The sequence below is a fragment of the Rhodococcus sp. DMU1 genome, from assembly GCF_012272955.1.
Classification (GTDB): domain Bacteria; phylum Actinomycetota; class Actinomycetes; order Mycobacteriales; family Mycobacteriaceae; genus Rhodococcus; species Rhodococcus aetherivorans.
Genome location: NZ_CP050952.1, coordinates 3,823,548 through 3,843,086, shown reverse-complemented (window position 1 = coordinate 3,843,086; position 19,539 = coordinate 3,823,548). Strand labels below are relative to the sequence as shown.

Below are 19,539 nucleotides of genomic sequence, written 5' to 3'. Positions count from 1 at the left end.
GTGCTGACCTCGCTGCTGGATCTGGTGCTGCCCGTCGAGTGCGGCGGTTGCGGACTCGCCGGCGTCGGCTGGTGCCGGCGCTGTGCCCGGGAACTGGCGGACGTGCCTGCACGGGTCCGGCCCCGGGTCGATCCCGGCGTGCCGGTGTGGGCGCTGGGGCCGTACCGCGGCGCCCGCCGTCGCGCGGTGATCGCGGCCAAGGAACACGGCCGGCGCGATCTGGCCGTCCCGCTCGGCCTCGCGCTGGCGACCGCCGTGTCGCGGTTGCGGCGCTGGGGTGAGCTGCCCGCCGGACCCGTCGTCGTGGTGCCCGCCCCGACGAGGGCGCGGGCGGCGCGGTCACGCGGCGGCGACCCGGTGACGCGCGCGGCGCGCGTGGCCGCCGGCCACGACCGGCGGCTCGAGGTCTGCGGCCTCCTCGGCACCGGGCGCGGCGTCCGGGATTCGGTGGGGCTGTCGGCCGCCCAGCGGCAGCGCAACCTGGCCGGCCGGGTGCGGATCCGGACGGCGGCGGGTCCGCCGCCCGGGGCGGCGGTGCTGCTCGTCGACGACGTCGTCACCACCGGCGCCACCGCGGCGGAGTCGGTGCGGGTCCTGCGGGCCGCGGGCCATCGCCCGTGCGGGGTGCTGGTGATCGCCGCCGCGTAGCGAGCCGGAGGGCCCTGCGCCGCGGGACGTGGGTCCGCGAGAAAGGGGACATCGGTCCTGCCACGAGGTGACCACGGCGTGAAATTCGACGGAACGGTGGCACTCCCCGCCGTTCCGTACTACCGTCGCCCTCAGACCCGAAAACACAGGTAGCGGGCGCAAAACGCCCCTGACCGTCGTGTCGGGCGGAGCGCGTTTCGCGCTCGTCGATCATGCCGGCGCGCGAGCTGCGCCGGCCGTACTCGGGAGGTACGAGTGACGATCCCTTCGAAGTCCAAGGTTCCCGCTGCAGAGGCCGAAGCCGGTACTGCGGAGTCCAACGGTCCCCGCGCCGACATCGTCGTCAAGGGGCGCAACGTCGAGGTCCCGGATCACTTCCGGGTCTACGTGTCCGAGAAGCTCGCTCGGCTCGAACGTTTCGACCCGACGATCTTCCTGTTCGATGTGGAGTTGCAGCACGAGCGCAATCGCCGGCAGCTGAAGAGTTGTCAGAGAGTCGAGATCACCGCTCGGGCCAAGGGACCGGTGGTGCGCGCGGAGGCGTCCGCGGACAGTTTCTACGCCGCCTTCGAGTCCGTGACGGACAAGCTGGAGTCGCGGTTGCGTCGCACGAAGGACCGCCGCAAGGTGCACCACGGGGAGAAGACCCCCGTCTCGGTCGCCGAGGCCACCGCGCAACTCGCCAAGGACGACTCCCTCGGCATCTCACCGGAGATCTCGCTGGAACAGCACGAGCCCGAGCCCACAGGTCCGGGCCGGATCGTGCGCACGAAGGAGCACACGGCCGAGCCGATGACCGTCGACGACGCGCTGTACGAGATGGAGCTGGTGGGGCACGACTTCTACCTGTTCCACGACAAGGAGACCGACAGTCCCTCGGTCGTCTACCGCCGGCACGCGTTCGACTACGGATTGATCCGGCTGGTGTGACGACCGCACCGCGGAGCGGCGGCGCCTCGCGCGCCACCCTGCCGAGCGGTCGCCCGTCGTCACCTCGCTGAAAGACCGCCTACCATGGAATCCGGCCGGGGTCGATACAGGCCTCGGCCGGATTTTCGTTGCCCGTGCTGTACCCGAGATTGAGGACGAACACGCCCGTGCTGTCGCTGTCGAAGCTGCTCCGAGTCGGTGAAGGTCGCATGGTCAAGCGGCTCAAGCACATCGCCGACCACGTCGATTCCCTCTCACCCGAGTTCGAGACGCTCACCGACGAGCAGTTGCGGGCCAAGACGGACGAGTTCCGCCGGCGTTACCAGGACGGCGAGACCCTCGACGAGCTGCTGCCCGAGGCGTTCGCGACGGCCCGCGAGGCGTCGTGGCGGGTACTGGGCCAGAAGCACTACCCGGTTCAGATCATGGGCGGCGCGGCACTGCACTTCGGCAACATCGCCGAGATGAAGACCGGTGAGGGCAAGACCCTGACCTGTGTGCTGCCCGCCTACCTCAACGCCATCGCCGACGAGGGCGTGCATGTGGTGACGGTCAACGACTACCTCGCCAAGCGCGACTCCGAGTGGATGGGCCGGGTGCACCGGTCCCTCGGGCTCGAGACCGCGGTGATCCTGTCCGGCCTCCCGCCCGCCGAGCGGCGCGCCGCGTACGCCGCGGACATCACCTACGGCACCAACAACGAGTTCGGCTTCGACTATCTGCGCGACAACATGACGCACTCGCTCGACGATCTCGTGCAGCGCGGCCACAACTTCGCGATCGTCGACGAGGTCGACTCGATCCTCATCGACGAGGCCCGCACGCCGCTGATCATCTCGGGCCCGGCCGACGCGTCGAGCAAGTGGTACGCCGAGTTCGCGCGGATCGCGCCGCTGCTGAAGAAGGACGTCCACTACGAGGTGGACATCAAGAAGCGCACCATCGGCGTGCACGAGGCGGGGGTGGAGCTCGTCGAGGACCAGCTCGGCATCGACAACCTGTACGAGGCGGCGAACTCGCCGCTGGTGAGCTACCTCAACAACGCCATCAAGGCCAAGGAGCTGTACCAGCGCGACAAGGACTACATCGTCCGCAACGGCGAGGTGATCATCGTCGACGAGTTCACCGGCCGCATCCTCGTCGGACGGCGCTACAACGAGGGCATGCACCAGGCCATCGAGGCCAAGGAAGGCGTCGAGATCAAGGCGGAGAACCAGACGCTCGCCACGATCACGCTGCAGAACTACTTCCGCCTCTACGACAAGCTCTCCGGCATGACGGGCACCGCCGAGACCGAGGCCGCGGAGCTGCACCAGATCTACGAGCTCGGCGTGATCCCGATCCCGACGAACAAGCCGATGGTCCGCGCGGACCAGGGCGACCTGATCTACAAGACGGAGGAGGCGAAGTTCGCGGCCGTCGTCGACGACGTCGCCGAGCGCCACGCCAAGGGCCAGCCGGTCCTGATCGGCACCACCAGCGTCGAACGCTCCGAATACCTGTCCAAGCAGTTCACCAAGCGCGGCATCCCGCACAACGTGCTCAACGCCAAGTTCCACGAGCAGGAGGCGACGATCATCGCCGAGGCCGGCCGGTCCGGCGCGGTGACCGTCGCCACCAACATGGCCGGTCGCGGTACCGACATCGTGCTCGGGGGCAACCCGGACATCCTGGCCGACGTGGAGCTGCGCAAGCGGGGTCTCGACCCGGTCCACACGCCCGAGGAGTACGAGGCGGCCTGGGACGAGGTGATCGAGCGGATCAACGCCGAGGTCAAGGCCGACGCCGACAAGGTCCGGGCGGCGGGCGGCCTGTACGTCCTCGGCACCGAGCGGCACGAGTCCCGCCGTATCGACAACCAGCTGCGCGGCCGTTCCGGCCGGCAGGGCGATCCGGGTGAGTCGCGCTTCTACCTCTCGCTCGGCGACGAGCTGATGCGCCGCTTCAACGGCGCGGCGCTCGAGTCGATCATGACCCGCCTGAATTTGCCCGACGACGTGCCGATCGAGGCGAAGATGGTCTCGAAGGCCATCAAGAGCGCGCAGACGCAGGTCGAGCAGCAGAACTTCGAGATCCGCAAGAACGTCCTGAAGTACGACGAGGTGATGAACCAGCAGCGCACCGTCATCTACGACGAGCGCCGCCGCATCCTCCGCGGGGAGGACCTCGAGGGCCAGGTCGAGCACATGATCGCGGATGTGGTCACCGCGTATGTCGACGGCGCCACCGCCGAGGGCTATGTCGAGGACTGGGACCTCGAGCAGCTGTGGACGGCGCTGAAGACCCTCTACCCGGTGGGCATCGACCACAAGGAACTCACCGTCTCCACGAACGGCGAGCCCGCGGACCTCAGCCGCGAGGAACTGCGCGAGGCCCTGCTGGAGGACGCGCGCGCCGCGTACGCCCGCCGCGAGGCGGAGATCGACGCCGTCGCCGGCGAGGGCGGCATGCGCGAGCTCGAGCGCCGTGTCCTGCTGTCGGTGCTCGACCGCAAGTGGCGCGAGCACCTCTACGAGATGGACTACCTCAAGGAGGGCATCGGCCTGCGGGCGATGGCGCAGCGCGACCCGCTCGTCGAGTACCAGCGGGAGGGCTACGACATGTTCATCGGCATGCTCGAGGGCCTGAAGGAGGAGTCCGTCGGATTCCTGTTCAACCTGCAGGTCGAGGCGGCGCAGCCGCAGCCGGCCCCGGGCGTCAGCGTCACCGCCGCGTCCGCGGCCGTCACGGCGCAGGCCGCCCCCACCCTGGCGAAGCCTGCTCCAGCCCCGGCACCTCCTGCTCCCGCGCCCGCTCCGGCCGCGCTGCGCGCGAAGGGGCTCGACGAGGACGAGGAGCGCAACCTCACCTACACCGGGCCGGCCGAGGACGGCAGTGCCCAGGTGCGGCGCAGCCCCGCGACATCGTCGCCGGCCGCGTCCGCGCCCGGGACGACGGGCACCCGCCGGCAGCGCCGGGAGGCGGCACGCAAGCAGACCAAGGCGCAGCGCCGCCGCTGACGACCCGGTCCGGGCCGGAGCGCCGGCCCGGCCGCGTCGTCCGGTCAGCCCAGCCACACGGTGGTGATCAGCCAGCCGTGTGGCGTCCGGCGTGTCGTGGGATGGCGCGAGACCCGGCCGGCCAGCGCGAACACGCGGTGGCCGCGGCCGTAGGAGCCGAACAACTCGGCGGTGTCGGCGTCGACCGCGCGCAGCCGGGTCCGCAGGAGCACCGCGGTCCCCGTGTCGCCCGACTTCGCCACGGCGGCGACGGTCGCGTGCAGCGACGAATGCAGCACCGCGGCGAGTTGGGTCTCCGGGCGGCGCCGGTCGGCCACCTCGAGGATCAACCGGGCCGCGAGGTCGGCGAACCGTCGCGCCGCCGGATCCACCTCCGGCAGCGGCCGGCCGGCCGGCGGCGCCGAGGCGCGCACCGAGCGGCCGTCGTGCGGGGTGAGGCGGCGCCGCGCGTGCCGGCGATGCGGTCCGGCCGGGCAACAGCGCTGCACCGGCGGCTCGAACGGAACGATGCGCCGGACGTAGTGGGCGTCGCCGTGCGGAGATGTCATCGGTTCTCCCGGATCCAGGGGGCGACGTCGGCGCGGAACGGCCGACGCCCGGTGTGCGGACCCCGGGAGAGGACGGAGTCGCCGGTCATGGTGCCACATCCGCGCCGAGGAGGCGCGAGCATGGCGGGTCCGGTGTCGCCGCGTCGTTCGGGCTGTTGCATCGCCGAACCGGTGCTCGCGAACTAGGGTGAGGCGATGCGTGGACTGGTGCTCGATTTCGGTGGGGTGCTCGCGGGCCCCGGCACGGACGCGGCCGCGCTCGGTGGGGTGCTCGCCGAGGTGCGCCGGCGCGGCGTGCGCACCGCGATCCTCAGCAACGATCCGGGTGGTCCCGCGGCCGGCCCGCTGCGCGATCTCGGGCGCGGCCGGCTGGTGGACGAGGTGGTGCTGTCCGGAGACGTGGGCACCGCCAAACCGGACCCGCGCAGCTACCTGCTGGTGGCCCGGCGTCTCGGGCTCGAACCGTCGGCGTGCGTGTTCGTCGACGACCTGCGGGTGAACGTGGACGGCGCGGTCGCGGCGGGGATGGTCGGCGTGCATCATGCCGATGCCGCCGAGGTGGTGGCGGAATTGACGGTGCTGTTCGGCCTCGGCGAGTCGTCGCGGGCCGGGGCGCCGCGGGACGAGGGGGATGTCGGGCGATGACCAACCGGATGTCGGCTCAGGACGCGTCGTTCTACTTTCTGGAGACGAGCAATACGCCGATGCACATCGGCTCGCTCGCCATCCTGGAGCAGCCGCGCGGTGGGCTCGACTACGAGGACGTGCTGCGGCTGGTGGAGCGACGTCTCGCGGCGGTGCCGCGGTACCGGCAGAAGGCCCGCGAGGTCGCGCTCGGCCTGGCGCGGCCCGTGTGGGTCGACGACCGCGACTTCGACATCACCTACCACGTGCGGCGCTCGGCATTGCCGCGGCCCGGCTCCGAAGCGCAGCTGCACGACCTGTTGGCCCGGCTGATCTCCCGTCCTCTCGACCGTTCGCGCCCGCTGTGGGAGATGTATCTCGTCGAGGGCCTGGCCGGCGACCGGTGCGCCCTGTTCACCAAGACCCACTCGGCCCTGGTGGACGGCGAGGAGGCACTCGAGATCGGGCAGGTGCTCTTCGAGCCCACCGAGACTCCCCGGGTGGATCCGGAGGAGCTGTGGATGCCGGAACCGGAGCCGAGCGACTCGGCGCTGGTGTTCGGCGCGCTCGCGGAGCTGGTGGCCCGCCCCGGCGAGGCCGTGTCGGGGTTGCGGGCGGCCGTCGGCGATCTGGCCGCCACCGCCGGCGAGGCGCTGGATGTGGTGGGCCGGTTGGCGCGCACCGCCGCCCAGTCCGCGCCCGGCAGCCCGCTGAATGCCTCGATCTCGCGCAACCGCCGGTTCGCGGTGGTCAAGGCCGATCTCGAGCTGTACCGGAAGATCCGGGCCCGCTACGGCTGCACCATCAACGACGTCGTGCTGGCGGTGATCGCGGGGGCGCTGCGGTACTGGCTGCTCTCACGCGGGGAGCCGCTGACGGAGGCGACGGTGGTGCGGGCGATGGTGCCGATGTCGGTGTACACGCAGGACCCGGATGCGCCCGACGAGGGTGGGGACGTGTCCGCGGCGGGGCCGCGCGGGGAGGTCTCGACCTTCCTGGTGGACCTTCCGGTCGGTGAACCGAACGCGGTCGTCCGCCTGTCCCACATCTCGCACGCCGGGGAGGCCTACTCGCGGCAGGGCCGGCGGGTGCCGGCGCGGTCGATGATGCGGCTGTCCGGGTTCGCGCCCGCGACCATGCACGCGGTCGGGGCGCGTGTCGCGAGTGGTTTCTCCCAGCGCATGTTCAACCTGATGATCACGAACGCACCGGGTCCGCAGCATCCCCTCTACCTCGCCGGGGCGCGGGTGCTCGAGATGTACCCGATCTCGCCCCTGCTGAAGAACCAGGCACTGAGCGTCGCGTTGACGTCGTACGACGGCAACGTCTACTACGGTCTGAATGCGGACCGCGACGCCATGCCCGATGTGGAGGTGCTGACGTCGCTGCTGCACGAGTCGCTCGAGGAGTTGTTGGATGCCAGTAGGTGAGTTGTGACACGGGTGTACGTGCCGGCCACGATCGAGACGTTGAAGCGGTTGGTCGCCGACGGCGAGTTCGAGGCGGTGAGCCGCACCGCGTTCGCGGTCACCCCCGCGTTGCGCGAGGCGTACACCTCCGGCGACGACGAGGAACTCGCCGAGGTCGCGATGGCCGAGGCGGCCCGCGCCTCGTTGCGGTTGCTCGCCGGCCGGGCCGACGACGACCCGGCTCCCGAGTTCGGCCTGCGCCGGGTGGTCGTGGCCGCGGACGTCGACGGGGTGACTTTGCGCCCGGATCTCGACGATGCGGTGGTCCGGCTGCCCGGACCGGTGCCGCTGTCCGCGGTCGCGTCGGTGCACGTGGACCTCGCCGCCGCGGAGCCGGACATCGCCCGTGCCCTCCCGGTCGTGGACGCGGATGACCTCGGCGACGAGGAGGCGGAGTTCGTGCTGGGCGACGCCGAGGACCACGAACTCGCCTGGTACGCCGCCCAGGAACTGCAGTTCCTGCTCGAGTTGCTCTGAGCTGCTCCCGGCCCCGAGTGTGACGGCTGTCTCGCCGCAACCTACGCCTCCGTAGGGAGCTGGTAACCTACGGAGGCGTAGCCCCTGGACGAGGAGAAGTGATCGGATGGGTCTGAAGGACTGGATCGAGCGGCCGGCGGCGCATGTCGCGACGAGGGACCGATCCGTGTCGAATCTCCTGCGCGGCGCGGCCGCGCGGTTGACGACACCGCTCCTGCCCGACGACTACCTGCACCTCGCCAACCCGCTGTGGTCGGCGCGTGAGCTGCGCGGCCGCATCGTCGAGGTCCGCCGCGAGACCGCCGACTCCGCGACGCTCGTCATCAAGCCCGGCTGGGGCTTCGACTTCGGGTACGCGCCGGGCCAGTACATCGGCATCGGGCTGCACGTCGACGGCCGCTGGCACTGGCGTTCGTACTCGCTGACCTCGTCGCCCACCTGGGACCGCAAGCTCATCTCGATCACCGTCAAGGCCATGACCGACGGTTTCCTGTCGAGTCACCTCGTGAGCGGCGTGCCCGCGGGCACGATCGTGCGGCTCGCCGCGCCCAAGGGCGAGTTCGTCCTGTCCGACCCCCCGCCGCCGAAGATCCTCTTCCTCACCGCGGGCAGCGGCATCACCCCGATCATGTCGATGCTGCGCACCCTCGACCGCCGGTCGCTGCAGGCGCATGCCGAGCTGCCCGACGTCGTGCACGTGCACTCGGCGCCCACCGCCCCCGAGGTGATGTTCGCCGACGAGATCGCCCGCTTCGGTGCGGACCACGAGCAGTACCGCCCATACGTGCGGCTGACGCGGGAGCAGGGCAAGTTCACCCTCGCCGAGCTGGACACGGTGTGCCCGGATTGGCGGGAGCGCCAGGTGTGGGCGTGTGGCCCGCAGGCGATGCTCGACGACATGGAGCGGTTCTGGGATGCCGCGGGCCTGCCGGAGCGGCTCCATCTGGAACGCTTCGCCGTCACCCGGGCGGATACCTCCGGCGCCGGCGGCACGGTGACCTTCGCCAAGTCGGGCAAGACCGTCACCGTCGACGGTGCGACGACCCTGCTCGAGGCGGGTGAGAGCGCCGGCGCCCTGATGCCGTTCGGCTGCCGGATGGGAATCTGTCAGACTTGTGTGGTGCCCCTGGAGAAGGGGCACGTCGTCGATCTCCGGTCCGGCAAGGAACACGCCGAGGGGGAGCGGGTTCAGACCTGCATCTCCGCGGCTGCCGGAGACTGCACGCTCGGCGCCTGACGCACTACCGACCCGGACCAGGGGGAAGGACCCCGGTGGCAATCACCGACATCACCGAGTTCGCGCACCTCACCGACGCGGACATCGAGGAACTCGGCCGCGAGTTCGACGCGATCCGTCGCGACATCGAGGACACCCGGGGGCTGCGCGACGCCCGCTACATCCGCAACACGATCCGGCTGCAACGCGTGCTCGAGATCGGCGGCCGGGCGGCGCTGTTCGGCAGCCGCCGGCGTCCGCTGTGGCTGCTCGGCACGGGCTTGCTCTCCCTGTCGAAGATCATCGAGAACATGGAGCTCGGGCACAACGTGATGCACGGGCAGTGGGACTGGATGAACGACCCGGAGATCCACTCGACGTCGTGGGAGTGGGACCAGACGGGTCCGTCGCAGCACTGGAAGCGCGCCCACAACTACGCGCACCACACCTATACGAACATCGTCGGCATGGACGACGATGTGGGATTCGGCATCCTGCGGATGACGCGCGACGAGAAGTGGCGGCCGATCAACCTGCTGCAGCCCGTGGCCAACCTGATCTTGGCGGCCACCTTCGAGTGGGGCATCGCCCTGCACGACCTCGGAGCCGAGAAGAAGGCGTGCGGTGTGCCGCCGGGGCAGCGGAACTCCCAGCCCACCAAGGACTTTGCCCGGAAGATCGCGCGGCAGCTGGGCAAGGACCTGGTGCTGTTCCCGGCCATGACGGGCCGGGCGTGGCGCAGCACGATCACCGCGAACCTCACGGCCAACCTGGTGCGGAACCTGTGGGCGTACGTGGTGATCTTCTGCGGTCACTTCCCCGACGGCGCCGAGAAGTTCACCGTGGCGCAGTACGAGAACGAGACGCAGGGCCAGTGGTACCTGCGGCAGCTGCTCGGTAGCGCCAACATCGATGCCGGTCCGGTGATGGCCTTCATGACCGGCAACCTGAGCTACCAGATCGAGCACCACCTGTTCCCGGACCTGCCCAGCAACCGCTACCCGGAGATCGCGGAGCGGGTGCGCACGCTGTGTGCGAAGTACGACCTGCCGTACACGAGCGGTCCGCTCGGCAAGCAGTACCTGCTGGCGCTGCGCACGATCCACAAGCTGGCGTTGCCGGACGCGTGGTTGCGGGCGACGTCGGACGACGCCCCGGAGACCTCCTCCGAGCGCAAGTTCCGGCGTCCCGATCTGCCGCGGGTGCGGTCGGTGGGGGAGCGTCGCGAGGGGCTGGCGACCGCACTGCAGACATTGCGCGCCGCCAAACGCGCCGCCCGGCGGAAGTGATCTGCCGCACAAGCTACATCTCCGTAACCTACGGACTCGTAACCTACGGTACGGTAGGCGCATGGCCATTTCGGACATCAAGGAGTACGCGCACCTCACGGAGGCGGACGTCGAGGCCCTCGGCCGAGAACTCGACGCCATCCGGCGAGACATCGAGGACTCCCGCGGCGAACGCGACGCCCGCTACATCCGCAACACGATCCGGCTGCAGCGCGGCCTGGAACTCGGCGGGCGCGCGGCGCTGTTCGGCAGCCGCCGGCGTCCGCTGTGGCTGCTCGGTGCGGGCCTGCTCGGCGTCTCGAAGATCATCGAGAACATGGAGCTCGGGCACAATGTGATGCACGGGCAGTGGGACTGGATGAACGATCCCGAGGTCCACTCCGCCAGCTGGGAGTGGGACAACGCCGACCCGTCCGCGCACTGGAAGCAGACCCACAACTACCTGCACCACAAGTACACCAACATCCTCGGCATGGATGACGACGTGGGATACGGCCTGCTGCGGGTCACGCGGGACCAGCGCTGGTCGCCGTTCAACTACGGCAACATCGTCTACAACGCGCTGCTCGCCCTGCTGTTCCAGTACGGCGTCGCGGTCCAGCATCTCGAGCTCGGCAAGGTGGCCAAGGGCCGCGACGACCGCGCCGAGACCAAGCGCAAGCTGCGCGAGGTCGGGGACAAGATCGGTCGCCAGATCGTCAAGGACTACGTGGTCTACCCGGCGCTGACGGGCAAGGCCTGGAAGTCCACGCTGACCGCGAACATGACGGCGAACGTCATCCGGAATCTGTGGACCAACGCGGTCATCTTCTGCGGGCACTTCCCCGACGGCGCCGAGAAGTTCACCAAGGCCGACGTCGACAACGAGTCGCAGGCGCAGTGGTACCTGCGGCAGATGCTCGGCAGCGCCAACATCTCCGGCGGCCCCGTCATGGACTTCATGACCGGCAACCTGAGCTACCAGATCGAGCACCACCTGTTCCCGGACCTGCCGTCCAACCGGTACGCCGAGATCGCGGTGAAGGTCCGGCAGCTGTGCGACAAGTACGACCTGCCGTACACCACCGGCCCGCTCGCGGTGCAGTACTTCAAGTCGTGGCGCACCATCGCCAAGCTGTCGCTGCCGAACAAGTACCTCGCCGACACCCCGGACGCCGCACCCGAAACCGCGTCCGAACGCGGCTTCGGCGGCACCGCCGTGGTGGACCCCGCGACCGGCCGGCGACGCGGTCTGGCGACCGCGATCCGCGAGAACCGCCGGGTCCGCGGCGTGCGCCGCCTCCTGGGCATGCGCTGATCCCGAGCCCGCATCGAGCGCCCGGCGTCCCCGTGACGCCGGGCGCTCGGCGTCACGGGCCCGTATCACCGGCTTTCGGTCACCAGGTCTCGTTCGCGGCGATCGCGGTCAACAGAGCCCGCACCGCCATCGCGCGGCGCCGGGACTTGCCCTCGAGTTCGTCGAGCGCGCACTCGGGATCCGCAGGCGGGCCCAGGTGGGTGCAGCCGCGGGGGCAGGCCTCCACCGCCTCGGCAAGATCCGAGAAGGCGGCGATCACGTTGTCGGCGCCGATGTGCGCGAGTCCGAACGACCTGATACCGGGCGTGTCGATCACCCAACCACCGCCCGGCAGCGGCAACGCCACCGACTGCGTGGAGGTGTGCCGGCCCTTCCCGACGCCCGAGACCGCCCCGATGGCCCGGTCGGCATCCGGGACGAGTCTGTTGACCAGGGTCGACTTCCCGACGCCGGAGTGGCCGATCAGGGCCGTCACCTTGCCGGTGAGCATCTCCCGGAGTTCCGTCAGGTCCCGATCCTGTCCGGCCAGCATCACGCGGACGTCCAGGTCGGCGAACTGCGCGGTGAACTCGGCCGGATCGGCGAGATCGCTCTTGGTCAGGCACAGCACCGGGTCGAGACCGCCCGCGTACGCGGCGACCATGGACCGTTCGACCAGCCCGGTCCGCGGCGGCGGATCGGCCAGCGCGACGACGATCAGCAGTTGCTCCGCGTTGGCCACGACGATCCGCTCGAACGGGTCGGTGTCGTCGGCGGTGCGGCGCAGCACCGTGGTGCGCTCCTCTACCCGCACGATCCGCGCCAGGGTGTCGGGCCGTCCCGACAGGTCCCCGACCACGGCGACCCGGTCGCCGACCACGACGGGGGTGCGGCCGAGCTCACGGGCCCGCATCGCCACCACCGGCCGTGCCGGATCGCCGCCCAGCACGCAGCCCCACCGACCGCGGTCGACCGAGACCACCATCGCCTCGGCGGCGTCGAGATGAGCCGGCCGGTCCTTCGTGCGCGGACGCGAGCCCTTGCCCGGACGGATCCGGACATCGGACTCGTCGTAGGTGCGCCGGCTCAGGAGCGTGCTCCCGTCAGCATCCCGGCCCACAGCTCGGGGAAGTTCGGCAGGGTCTTGGCGGTCGTGCCGATGTCCTCGACCTCGACGCCGTCGACCACGAGGCCCACGATCGCGCCCGCCGTGGCCATCCGGTGATCCGCGTACGAATGCCAGCGCCCGCCGTGCAGCGGCGCGGGCACGATGTGCAGGCCGTCGGCGGTCTCGGTCGCGGCGCCGCCGAGCTTGCCGAGCTCCGTGGCCAGGGCGGCCAGGCGGTCCGTCTCGTGCCCGCGCAGGTGCGCGATGCCCCGCAGCGTGGACGGGGTCGTCGCCAGCGCCGCGAGCGCTGCGACGGTGGGGGCGAGCTCACCCACGTCGTGCAGGTCGATGTCGAGGCCGCGCAGGCGCTCCGGGCCGCGCACGGTGAGCGTGCCGCCGGACAGGGCGACGTCGGCGCCCATCTGCTGGAGGATGCCGCGGATCGCGTCGCCGGCCTGGGTGGTGCGCTGCGGCCACCGCGGCACCGACACCGTGCCGCCCGTGACGGCCGCGGCCGCCAGGAACGGGGTCGCATTGGACAGATCCGGCTCGACCACGCGGTCCACCGCGCGGATCGGGCCCGGCGCGACCCGCCAGGTGTCGGGCACGGTGGTGTCCACCGTCACCGCGGACTCGCGCAGCATGTCGACGGTCATGTCGATGTGCGGCATGGACGGCACGGCCGCCCCGGCGTGCCGGACCGTGACGCCCTCGTCGAACGCCGCGGCGGACAGCAGCAGCCCCGAGACGAACTGCGACGAGCCGGACGCGTCGATGGTGACGACACCGCCGCGCAGGCGGCCGCGCCCGTGCACGGTGAAGGGCAGGGTGTCGCCGTCGACGTCGGCGCCGAGCGAGCGCAGGGCCTCGAGGACCGTGCCCATCGGCCGCGTGCGCGCCTGCTCGTCGCCGTCGAAGAAGACGTCGCCGTCGGCCAGTGCCGCGACGGGCGGCACGAATCGCATCACCGTGCCGGCCAGGCCGCAGTCCACCCGGGCGCCGTGCAGCCGGCCGGGGGTGACGTGCAGGGTGGTGCCGTCGTCGCGTTCGTCGATCGTCGCGCCGAGTCCGCGCAGGGCGCCGATCATCAGGTCGGTGTCGCGGCTGCGCAGCGCGCCGGTCACGGTCGACGGGCCGTCCGCGAGGGCGGCGAGGATCAGGGCGCGGTTGGTGATCGACTTGGACCCGGGCAGCGTGACGGAACTGTCGACGGGTGACTCGGCTCGGGGCGCACTCCACGGATTCACCCGTCCATCTTCGCCCATCCGCGCGAGGGCCACACCTGCCACACTTCGAAGCCGTGTGCGGCCGGCATGCGGTGACGGCGGATCCGGCGGATGCGCTGGGGGCCCGTCCCGTCGTTCGCCACCGAGATTGTCCGGAGCGCAACGCTTTTCAACGCCCGACCCGAATCGGCCGCGCTCGAGCCCGCTTTCGCGCGGCCGGTGCGGCACCGGCGGTGCCTGGTGCCGACGGACGGCTGGTACGAGTGGCAGCACGACCCGTCGTCGGCCGACGGCAGGGCCGGCCCTGCCGGCAAGGCTGGCAGGGCCGGGCGGATCCTGTACTACATGTCCCCGCGGGCGGCTCGCGCCACTGCACGGCCGGGCTGTGGTCGCGGTGGTCCGATCCGAAGTCGAGCCGCGAGGCGGTGGTCTCGATCACGATCCGGCGTCGGCCGCGGTCGGCAGCGTCCGCAACCACGGTCCCGGACTGCTCGCCCCGGCCTCGCCCGCCGCCGAGCAGCTCACCCTGCTCTGACGCCCGGCGCCGAATCAGGCCCCGGTGGTGATCGGCGCCACCACCGCGCCCGCGAGCCGCACCAGGTCCGCCGGCGCGAGTTCGATCTCGAGGCCGCGGCGTCCCGCGCTGCACAGGACCCGATCCCACTGTTGCGCGGAGGCGTCGACGGCGGTGCGCAGCCGGCTGCGCTGGCCCAGCGGTGAAATCCCCCCGAGGACGTAGCCGGTGGCGCGCTCGGCGTCGCTGCGCTCGGCCATGACCGCCTTACCGCCACCGAGGGCGGCCGCCGCCGCCTTGAGCGAGAGGGTCGCCGGGACCGGGATCACGGCCACCGCGAGCTTGCCGTCGGAGAGCTTGATCACCAGGGTCTTGAAGATCTGCGCGGGGACCACCCCGAGCCGCTGCCCGAGCATCTCGACGGCCTCGGAGCCGAAGGAGCCGGCCCGCGGGTCGTGCGGGTACTCGTGGACGCGGTGGGTGATGTTCTCGCGCAGCAGCAGCTTCGTCGCGGGAGTGGAGGTCGAGGCCATGCGCGCCAATGTAGGGAACAAGGGCCGGACCTGTCGTGTTGATTCCGGGTGGCCGCCCCGATCGGGCGCGGCCGGTGACCGAGAGCGAGGGAGTACCGCGTGCCTGTGCTGTGCCCGCCCCGACCGGTAGCCTTCACGGATACGGCAAGTGAAGGGATCGGTGTGGTCGAGGAGTCTGGTGCGGAACTGGCCGAACGGTTCGAGCGGGATGCACTGCCCCTGCTCGATCAGCTCTACGGCGCGGCCCTGCGGATGACCCGCAACCCTGCGGATGCGGAGGATCTGGTTCAGGAGACGTATATCAAGGCGTTCTCCGCCTTCTCCTCGTTCAAGGAGGGCACCAACCTCAAGGCGTGGTTGTACCGCATCCTGACGAACACCTACATCAACTCCTACCGCAAGAAGCAGCGCCAGCCCGCGCAGTACCCGACGGAGGAGATCACCGACTGGCAGCTCGCGGCGACCGCCGAGCACAGCTCCACCGGTCTGCGGTCGGCCGAGGTCGAGGCGCTCGACGCGCTTCCCGACGACGACGTCAAGGCTGCGCTGCAGGAGCTGCCCGAGGAGTTCCGGATGGCGGTGTACTACGCCGACGTCGAGGGCTTCCCGTACAAGGAGATCGCGGAGATCATGGGGACCCCCATAGGCACGGTGATGTCGCGGCTGCACCGCGGCCGCAAGCAGTTGCGCGGCCTGCTGGCCGATGTCGCGCGGGAGCGGGGATTCAACCGGAGCGGAGCCGTCGACGCGGCCGTCGGAGACGGTGCGGACAAGAAGGAGGTCTCGAGGTGAGCGAGTCGGCCGACTTCGATCAGCTCGACTGTTCCGCGGTGATCGCGGACGTCTACCTGCTGCTCGACAGCGAGTGCGACGATCGGTCGCGTGAGCGCCTGCAGCGCCATCTCGACGACTGCGGGTCCTGCCTCGAGGCGTACGGGCTCGAGTCCCAGCTCAAGTCCCTGCTGAGCCGCAAATGCGGCGGCGAGCACGCTCCGGAGGGCCTCCGGGAGCGGCTGCTGATAGAGATCCGGCGGACCGTCGTCGTGACGACCCGCACCGACGTCCGGGATTGAGCCACCAACGAGTGAGGGGGCCGGAAGCAGCTGCTACCGGCCCCCTCACGCGTGTGCGCGCGCCTCAGGCGTTGGGACGCTTGCCGTGGTTGGCGGCGTTGCCCTTGCGGCTGCGCTTCTTGCGGCCTCGCTTACCCATGGTCCGATCTCCTTTCTGGTTCATTACAGTGTTTCACGTGTGGTCCGGTGGCCCTGAAAGCAGGGCCACCGTCTTCTTCGTGGAATGAGGTGCCCGATGGCCGAGGACGTGCGCGCCGAGATGGTCTCCACCGTGTTCGAGGTGGTCGTGCAGGAGGGGGACGTCGTCGCCGAAGGCGACACACTGGTGATCCTGGAGTCCATGAAGATGGAGATCCCGGTGCTCGCCGAGACGTCGGGCACCGTGACATCGCTGGACGTGGTCGTCGGCGACGTCGTCCAGCAGGGCGATCTCATCGCGGTCATCTCCTGAGTCCGCACGTGCCCCCCGTGTCCACCCTCAGTGCCCTCCTCGCCGAGCACACCGACCTGCCGGGCGGTGCGGTCGATCACCTCCAGCGGGTCGTCGGCGAATGGCAGTTGCTCGCGGACCTGTCCTTCGCGGACGTCCTGTTGTGGGTGAGCGCGGAGCCGGGTGGGGTGGTGTGCGTGGCGCAGTGCCGGCCCACCACCGCCTCGACCGTGCTGCCCGAGGACATGGTGGGTTCGGTGGTCTCCGAACGGGAGCACCCACACGTGCTGCGGGCCCTCGAGACCGGAGTGGTCGTCTCCGCGGACTCACGGCCCAGCCACGTCGCGCCCCTGCGCCGTCAGGCCGTGCCGGTCCGCTGGGACGGGCAGGTCATCGCGGTCCTGAGCCGCGACGCGGCGACCGTGGCGCGGCGCACCAAGAGCGCCCTCGAGACCGCCTACCTCGAATGCGCCGACGCCTTGTTCACGATGATCTGCGAAGGCACCTTCCCGAATCCGGAATCCCGATCCGACACCAAGTCCAGTCCGCGGGCCGGGGACGGCTTCATCCGCCTCGACCGGTCCGGCCGGGTGGTGTACGCGAGCCCGAACGCCCTGTCCGCCTACCACCGGATGGGCCTGAACTCCGACCTGCTCGGCCAGAACCTGATCGAGACGACGCGCGCGCTGGTGACCGATCCGTTCGAGAGCGAGGACGTCGAGACCTATCTGCGCGGAGCGGTGCACGGCAAGCTGGGACGGCCCATGGAGATCGAGGCCCGCGGCGCCACCGTGCTGCTGCGCGCGCTGGTGCTCGCGCCCGGCGGCCGGCTCGAGGGCGCTGCGGTGGTCATCCGCGACGTCACCGAGGTCAAGCGGCGCGACCGGGCGTTGCTGAGCAAGGACGCCACCATCCGGGAGATCCACCACCGGGTGAAGAACAACCTGCAGACGGTCGCGGCCCTGCTGCGGCTGCAGGCACGGCGCACCGGCAACACCGAGGCCCGGCAGGCCCTCGCCGAGGCGGTACGCCGGGTGACGTCGATCGCGCTCGTGCACGAAGCGCTGTCGATGTCGGTGGACGAGGAGGTCGATCTCGACGACGTCGTCGACCGGCTGATCCCCATCGTCGTCGACGTCGCGGCCGTGGGCAGCCAGGTCCGGGTGCGCCGGGAGGGCAGCCTCGGGGTCTTCCCCGCCGAGCGGGCGACACCGCTGGTGATGGTGCTCACCGAACTCGTGCAGAACTCCGTGGAACACGCCTTCGACCCGGGTGCCTCCGGCACCGTGACGCTGCGCGCCGAGCGGTCGGCCCGCTGGCTCGACGTGGTGGTCCACGACGAGGGCAAGGGTCTGCCGGAGGGGTTCGACCTCGGCAGCTCGGACCGCCTGGGCCTGCAGATCGTGCGCACGCTCGTCGCCGCGGAACTCGGCGGGACGTTGCGGCTCGAACGGGCTGCGCCGACCGGCACCGACGCGCGGCTGCGGGTTCCGCTGGGCCGGGTGACACTCGGCTGAGACGGTCTCGCCGTGTCCCTGCCGGGACGGTGTCGCCGTGTCCCTGCCGGGACGGTGTCGCCGTGTCCCTGCCGGGACGGTGTTGCCGTGTCCCTGCCGGGACGGGGGAGCGCGGCCTCCGGACGCGGGAAGGCCCGGCACCGAAACGGTGCCGGGCCTTCCCGGAGCTCTGTGGCGTAGGTCGCGTCAGACCGCGGTGCGTGCCCGGGTACGGGCGTTGCGGCGCTTGAGGGCGCGACGCTCGTCCTCGCTCATGCCGCCCCAGACGCCCGCGTCCTGGCCGGACTCGAGGGCCCACGAGAGGCACTCGGCGGTGACGGGGCAGCGGTTGCACACGAGCTTGGCGTCGGCGATCTGCGCGAGGGCCGGACCGCTGTTGCCGACGGGGAAGAACAGCTCGGGATCCTCGTCGCGGCAGATGGCCTTGTGGCGCCAGTCCATGCTTCTACTCTCCTTCGATAGTGCTCGTCGCACCGGCTGATCGTGGTGGCAAGTTCATGTGCGCGTCGGCAAGTGTTTCCGCGCGGTTACTTGTGAATGCTTTCACGAACCAGCGTGAAGTCAATAGAAAACGTCACGACCGTGGGGAAGCTCACGCCGACGGTGTCCCGGGTATTTGGGTTCGAACTTCCTTTGTACACCTCGGGAAACAAAAATGTAACCCGGATCACGTACGGGCGTCGGCGCGCCTGGGACACGGGGCCACGACGTCGAGCACGGCGGGCACCGACACGAACTCCACTTCGGTGCGAAGGCCCAGGTAGTCGCCGTCGACCTGCAGGCCGATCGGCCGGGACGACACCGCCTGCACCCGCGCGACGTCGTCGACGCGCACCAGGCGACGGGAGTTCGGATCGCCGCGCCGCGCGAGCAGCTGGCGGACCACCCGCAGGCTCGCGAACACCGCCGTCGTCGTCATCGCGAAGACTCCGAGCCCGGTCTCGAACGAGGTGCCCGGGTTGGTATGCACCGGGCGCTTGTCGAGGTAGGTCCACGGGCTCGAATTGGAGACGAACGCGTAGTACACGCCCGGGATCGGTGGCCGGCCGGGCAGCGTCAACGTCAGCGCGGGTTCGGCGCCCTTCGACTTGAAGAACTGCGTGATCGAATGCGCGACGTAACGCGCGGTGGTGACCTTCCGCCCGCCCAGCCGGCTCAGGTCGATGGCCTCGCACACCTGCGCGTCGAGCCCGAGTCCCGCATTGAAGACGAACCACCGGCCGTCGCAGTGGCCGAGGCCGATCCGGCGGGTGGTGCGCTGGGCCAGCAGGTCGAGCAACTGCTCGGTCGCCGTCACCGGATCGGCGTCCACGCCCAGCGACCGGGCGAAGACATTGGCCGAGCCGCCGGGGACCACCGCGAGCAGGGGGAGAGTGGGGTCGGCCACCCGTTCCGACGGGGTGCCGAGCAGGCCGTTGACGATCTCGTTGACGGTGCCGTCGCCGCCGTGCGCGACGACGACGTCCATCCCGTCGGCGTGCGCCGAGCGGGCCAGTTCGGCGGCGTGCCCCCGATGGGTGGTGTGGGCGACGGTGAGGGAGACCCGGTCGGCGAGCGCACGGGCCAGCCGGTCGCGACCGGCCGGAGTGGTGGTCGTCGCGTTGGGGTTCACGATCAGCAGTGCGCGCACGGAGCATCAGCCTAAGTGGTCTCGTACGGGTC

General features: G+C 70.6%; 20 protein-coding genes. 14 read left to right on the top strand and 6 right to left on the bottom strand.

Annotated elements, in window-relative coordinates:
• The 3 genes from HFP48_RS17700 (at window position 1) to secA (ending at window position 4,577) form a co-directional block, all read left to right on the top strand.
• Window positions 1-648, top strand: a complete 648-nt coding sequence (locus HFP48_RS17700; protein ID WP_006942685.1) for a ComF family protein — start codon at window positions 1-3, stop codon at window positions 646-648.
• A gap of 255 nt (window positions 649-903) precedes the next feature.
• A complete protein-coding gene (gene raiA / locus HFP48_RS17695; RefSeq protein WP_006942687.1) occupies window positions 904-1,578 on the top strand; it encodes a ribosome-associated translation inhibitor RaiA in 675 nt (224 codons plus the stop codon).
• Between the two features lie 167 nt (window positions 1,579-1,745).
• Window positions 1,746-4,577 (top strand): preprotein translocase subunit SecA, encoded by a 2,832-nt coding sequence (gene secA / locus HFP48_RS17690; protein WP_029544610.1) that lies wholly within the window; start codon window positions 1,746-1,748, stop codon window positions 4,575-4,577.
• Window positions 4,578-4,621: 44 nt separating this feature from the next.
• On the opposite strand, the gene HFP48_RS17685 is transcribed toward secA, so the two are convergent.
• Window positions 4,622-5,125 (bottom strand): Rv3235 family protein, encoded by a 504-nt coding sequence (locus HFP48_RS17685; RefSeq protein ID WP_037201793.1) that lies wholly within the window; start codon window positions 5,123-5,125, stop codon window positions 4,622-4,624.
• 195 nt (window positions 5,126-5,320) lie between these two features.
• On the opposite strand from HFP48_RS17685, the gene HFP48_RS17680 reads away from it, so the two are divergent.
• The 6 genes from HFP48_RS17680 to HFP48_RS17655 all read left to right on the top strand — a co-directional run bounded on the left by HFP48_RS17680 (window position 5,321) and on the right by HFP48_RS17655 (window position 11,497).
• On the top strand, window positions 5,321-5,770 hold the full coding sequence (locus HFP48_RS17680) for an HAD-IA family hydrolase (RefSeq protein ID WP_006942692.1): 450 nt from the start codon (window positions 5,321-5,323) through the stop codon (window positions 5,768-5,770).
• Window positions 5,767-7,179, top strand: coding sequence for a wax ester/triacylglycerol synthase family O-acyltransferase (locus HFP48_RS17675; protein WP_029544608.1), 1,413 nt, complete (start codon window positions 5,767-5,769; stop codon window positions 7,177-7,179). Before HFP48_RS17680 ends, HFP48_RS17675 begins: the two co-directional genes overlap by 4 nt.
• Window positions 7,180-7,182: 3 nt before the next feature.
• On the top strand, window positions 7,183-7,695 hold the full coding sequence (locus HFP48_RS17670) for a hypothetical protein (protein ID WP_168579811.1): 513 nt from the start codon (window positions 7,183-7,185) through the stop codon (window positions 7,693-7,695).
• Window positions 7,696-7,801: 106 nt separating this feature from the next.
• Window positions 7,802-8,932 (top strand): ferredoxin reductase, encoded by a 1,131-nt coding sequence (locus tag HFP48_RS17665; protein WP_050035462.1) that lies wholly within the window; start codon window positions 7,802-7,804, stop codon window positions 8,930-8,932.
• Between the two features lie 35 nt (window positions 8,933-8,967).
• Window positions 8,968-10,200: an acyl-CoA desaturase gene (locus HFP48_RS17660; protein WP_006942699.1), complete on the top strand. Its 1,233-nt coding sequence runs from the start codon at window positions 8,968-8,970 to the stop codon at window positions 10,198-10,200.
• A 61-nt stretch (window positions 10,201-10,261) separates the two neighbouring features.
• Window positions 10,262-11,497: a fatty acid desaturase gene (locus tag HFP48_RS17655; protein ID WP_006942700.1), complete on the top strand. Its 1,236-nt coding sequence runs from the start codon at window positions 10,262-10,264 to the stop codon at window positions 11,495-11,497.
• 79 nt (window positions 11,498-11,576) lie between these two features.
• Here HFP48_RS17655 and rsgA read toward each other — a convergent pair whose 3' ends face one another.
• A complete protein-coding gene (gene rsgA, locus HFP48_RS17650; protein WP_006942701.1) occupies window positions 11,577-12,596 on the bottom strand; it encodes a ribosome small subunit-dependent GTPase A in 1,020 nt (339 codons plus the stop codon).
• Entirely contained in the window at window positions 12,563-13,849 is a 1,287-nt protein-coding gene (aroA, locus tag HFP48_RS17645) for a 3-phosphoshikimate 1-carboxyvinyltransferase (RefSeq protein WP_037200999.1), read from the bottom strand. The genes rsgA and aroA overlap by 34 nt, the downstream gene beginning before the upstream one ends.
• Before the next feature lie 355 nt (window positions 13,850-14,204).
• Between aroA and HFP48_RS31285 the strand changes: the two genes are divergently transcribed.
• Window positions 14,205-14,345 carry a hypothetical protein gene (locus HFP48_RS31285; RefSeq protein ID WP_210432845.1) on the top strand — a complete coding sequence of 47 codons (141 nt, stop codon included), beginning with the start codon at window positions 14,205-14,207 and terminating at the stop codon, window positions 14,343-14,345.
• A 14-nt stretch (window positions 14,346-14,359) separates the two neighbouring features.
• Here HFP48_RS31285 and ybaK read toward each other — a convergent pair whose 3' ends face one another.
• Window positions 14,360-14,857: a Cys-tRNA(Pro) deacylase gene (gene ybaK / locus HFP48_RS17635; RefSeq protein ID WP_168579810.1), complete on the bottom strand. Its 498-nt coding sequence runs from the start codon at window positions 14,855-14,857 to the stop codon at window positions 14,360-14,362.
• A 156-nt stretch (window positions 14,858-15,013) separates the two neighbouring features.
• Here ybaK and HFP48_RS17630 point away from each other — a divergent pair, with 156 nt between their 5' ends.
• The 4 genes from HFP48_RS17630 to HFP48_RS17615 all read left to right on the top strand — a co-directional run bounded on the left by HFP48_RS17630 (window position 15,014) and on the right by HFP48_RS17615 (window position 17,877).
• The gene (locus tag HFP48_RS17630; protein WP_230304573.1) at window positions 15,014-15,649 is read left to right on the top strand and encodes a sigma-70 family RNA polymerase sigma factor; all 636 of its coding nucleotides are present in this window, start codon (window positions 15,014-15,016) and stop codon (window positions 15,647-15,649) included.
• On the top strand, window positions 15,646-15,930 hold the full coding sequence (gene rsrA, locus HFP48_RS17625; RefSeq protein ID WP_006942706.1) for a mycothiol system anti-sigma-R factor: 285 nt from the start codon (window positions 15,646-15,648) through the stop codon (window positions 15,928-15,930). Before HFP48_RS17630 ends, rsrA begins: the two co-directional genes overlap by 4 nt.
• Window positions 15,931-16,165: 235 nt before the next feature.
• Window positions 16,166-16,381 carry a biotin/lipoyl-binding carrier protein gene (locus tag HFP48_RS17620; protein WP_003939128.1) on the top strand — a complete coding sequence of 72 codons (216 nt, stop codon included), beginning with the start codon at window positions 16,166-16,168 and terminating at the stop codon, window positions 16,379-16,381.
• Window positions 16,382-16,398: 17 nt separating this feature from the next.
• On the top strand, window positions 16,399-17,877 hold the full coding sequence (locus tag HFP48_RS17615) for a PAS domain-containing sensor histidine kinase (protein WP_006942716.1): 1,479 nt from the start codon (window positions 16,399-16,401) through the stop codon (window positions 17,875-17,877).
• Between the two features lie 186 nt (window positions 17,878-18,063).
• On the opposite strand, the gene HFP48_RS17610 is transcribed toward HFP48_RS17615, so the two are convergent.
• Window positions 18,064-18,318 carry a WhiB family transcriptional regulator gene (locus HFP48_RS17610; RefSeq protein WP_006550236.1) on the bottom strand — a complete coding sequence of 85 codons (255 nt, stop codon included), beginning with the start codon at window positions 18,316-18,318 and terminating at the stop codon, window positions 18,064-18,066.
• A gap of 226 nt (window positions 18,319-18,544) precedes the next feature.
• Window positions 18,545-19,507 (bottom strand): diacylglycerol kinase family protein, encoded by a 963-nt coding sequence (locus HFP48_RS17605; RefSeq protein ID WP_168579809.1) that lies wholly within the window; start codon window positions 19,505-19,507, stop codon window positions 18,545-18,547.
• Window positions 19,508-19,539: the final 32 nt, after the last annotated feature.

Coding starts and splice junctions, on each gene's coding strand:
- HFP48_RS17665 (WP_050035462.1), top strand. CDS start 7,802: ATGGGTCTGAAGGACTGGATCGAGCGGCCGGCGGCGCATGTCGCGACG.
- HFP48_RS17675 (WP_029544608.1), top strand. CDS start 5,767: ATGACCAACCGGATGTCGGCTCAGGACGCGTCGTTCTACTTTCTGGAG.
- HFP48_RS17610 (WP_006550236.1), bottom strand. CDS start 18,318: ATGGACTGGCGCCACAAGGCCATCTGCCGCGACGAGGATCCCGAGCTG.
- HFP48_RS17620 (WP_003939128.1), top strand. CDS start 16,166: ATGGCCGAGGACGTGCGCGCCGAGATGGTCTCCACCGTGTTCGAGGTG.
- HFP48_RS17685 (WP_037201793.1), bottom strand. CDS start 5,125: ATGACATCTCCGCACGGCGACGCCCACTACGTCCGGCGCATCGTTCCG.
- HFP48_RS17655 (WP_006942700.1), top strand. CDS start 10,262: ATGGCCATTTCGGACATCAAGGAGTACGCGCACCTCACGGAGGCGGAC.
- HFP48_RS17680 (WP_006942692.1), top strand. CDS start 5,321: ATGCGTGGACTGGTGCTCGATTTCGGTGGGGTGCTCGCGGGCCCCGGC.
- aroA (WP_037200999.1), bottom strand. CDS start 13,849: ATGGGCGAAGATGGACGGGTGAATCCGTGGAGTGCGCCCCGAGCCGAG.
- ybaK (WP_168579810.1), bottom strand. CDS start 14,857: ATGGCCTCGACCTCCACTCCCGCGACGAAGCTGCTGCTGCGCGAGAAC.